Annotated in this window: 3 protein-coding genes; 2 read left to right on the top strand and 1 reads right to left on the bottom strand. The window is 59.0% G+C overall.

The features are described 5' to 3' along the window. The coding region (locus V8324_RS21615) for a CBS domain-containing protein (protein WP_336421954.1) at positions 1 to 554 on the top strand (554 nt) is incomplete at its 5' end. Between the two features lie 2 nt (positions 555 to 556). Here V8324_RS21615 and V8324_RS21620 read toward each other — a convergent pair. Continuing rightward, positions 557 to 997 carry a Crp/Fnr family transcriptional regulator gene (locus tag V8324_RS21620; protein WP_336421955.1) on the bottom strand — a complete coding sequence of 147 codons (441 nt, stop codon included), beginning with the start codon at positions 995 to 997 and terminating at the stop codon, positions 557 to 559. A gap of 703 nt (positions 998 to 1,700) precedes the next feature. Between V8324_RS21620 and V8324_RS21625 the strand changes: the two genes are divergently transcribed. Continuing rightward, positions 1,701 to 2,066, top strand: a 366-nt coding sequence (locus tag V8324_RS21625; protein WP_336421956.1) for a hypothetical protein, incomplete at its 3' end; no start/stop codon positions are given.

Genomic DNA, 2,066 nt, shown 5'->3' on the forward strand with positions numbered 1-2,066 from the left:
ACGGCGGTGATGCGCAAGCTAATCGTCCTCGCAAACGCCCTGATCCGCGACAACCGGAAATGGACCGAAATCCACCCTTGATCAAAACGGATACTTCTGAGAGCATGCGCCTGCATGGGGTGGGCGTTCTTCCAGTTTTTGATAGCACTGAGTTTCAACAGCTTGTTGGGTTGACCGACGAGGCCTGTGTCGAGGGCCACACCATCGTCGGCATGGTAACGGACCGCGATATTGTCACGCGCGGGCTGACAGACCTTCGCTCCGGCTTTGACCCGGACATGGAAGTAGCTGTGATCATGTCACGTGGGGTTGTTACCTGCTACGAGGATCAGGATGTACTTGAGGCGGTGGAACTCATGGGCGAGCGCCGTATCAGGCGGCTTCTGGTGCTTGACATGTCGGACGCACCGGTGGGCATCCTGTCGCTTGGCGACATTGCCGAACATGTGTCCGAAGAGCTTGCAGGGCATGTGTTGGGCGAAGTCAGTGAACTTCGCGCCCGTGACGAACGGGTGCGACCGGCGCATGCGATGCCTCCCTACGGCGTCCCGTGATGTCATGCAGGCGCCGGAAAGATCGTGCTGCGCAGCGTCTCGAGATTGACACCTGCCAAATCCGCCAGGGTGGAGAGGTCATGCACACAGATGTCCATGTGATCGGCCGTCGTGATGACGCCCTGCCGGCCCAGCCGCCGCAGAGTGCGGCAGACATGCACCGATGACAGACCCGAGAAATCCCCCAGTTGCTGCTGGCCCAGAGGCACGTGGAACGCGCGTTTCTCGCTGGTTTCACCTTCGGACACACGAAGAAACAACTCGAGCAGGACATAGGCGATCCGGGTCTCGGCGCTGGCCTTGCCCAGACGCAGCATATGTTCCGACCGACGCGCCCGCTCCGCGTTGACCATCAGCCTTTCGCGGCGCCAGAGATCGGGATTTTCCTGCAAGAGCCGCGCCCAATCGCCCTTATCGATGGCGACGACCACCGCGTCGCACACAGCCTCAATCAGGACAAAGCTCGTGCGCCCGTCAACTCCCGTCGGATCGTAGGTCTCGCCGGGCAGGATGAACTCGAGGATCTGCCGTTCCCCGCCCGGTAGCGATTTGGACGCGGCCAGCCAGCCCTATAGGACGCAGAACCTTTGCTGCGACACGTCTCCTTCCGCCTTCAGGGTCGTGCCTTTGCGTATGGCCCTGCTTGTATGTGCCAGAGTTTCTTCGATTACCGAGTGCGTCTTCAGCATTGGCAAGTCCTTCAGCGGGTATACGCGAAAAATATATGTCCCGTCAGGATGATTATTAACACCAAAGCAGGCATGGCGGTGCTTGCGTACCAATCCGTACATTCGGTCTCCCGGGCGCTCGTCCGGGGTGTCATGGCCTCCGTGCTGAAGGGCCCCCTCCGGAAGCGACGCGTCGCACTCCCGCGGCCGGAATGGGCAGGCCAGACCGTTTCCCCCCAGGCGCGCACGTGACTCGATCGAATTTCACCGCACCCACCAGTCACGGCATACCCGACCGAAAGACGCGGGGGATGCGGCTTGACGAGGTGGGTACTAAAACGCACCAAGAGTAGATCTGCCTGGTCGTGATCGTTATTGGTGCATTTGATGATATGCGCCTGCCGGACTTCAACGCATCCCAAGCCTGATAGCATGGCCGCGCATATCATCACGATCACCAGTCGCGGGAAATGCCAGGATGACCGCCGGACAGGTGTCTTCGTACCGCAGCGTAGGAACCAAAAAACCTGACAATCTGGTGGAACTGTGGTACAGTGTCGACATTGGTCCCCATTCTTCAGGGCGGTACCAACAAAGAGACGACGCACATTGTGCTCTTGCCCCAAGGACGCGAGAGCATATCGTGCAAAAAGGTCTTCCTTCTCCGGCTTCGGAAAACAATCTACTGCTTACAATGTCCAGCGCCGATCGGGAATTGATCGAGCCATATCTGACACCCGTGAAAATGCCTGCGCATTCCGACACATTCGATCACGTGTTCCGACGACATATGATCAGCCATTCCGACGTATCCGATCACCGCGAGATGACGCCGTCGGGCGTG

The sequence above is a fragment of the Roseovarius sp. D22-M7 genome (genome assembly GCF_037083785.1).
GTDB lineage: Bacteria > Pseudomonadota > Alphaproteobacteria > Rhodobacterales > Rhodobacteraceae > Roseovarius.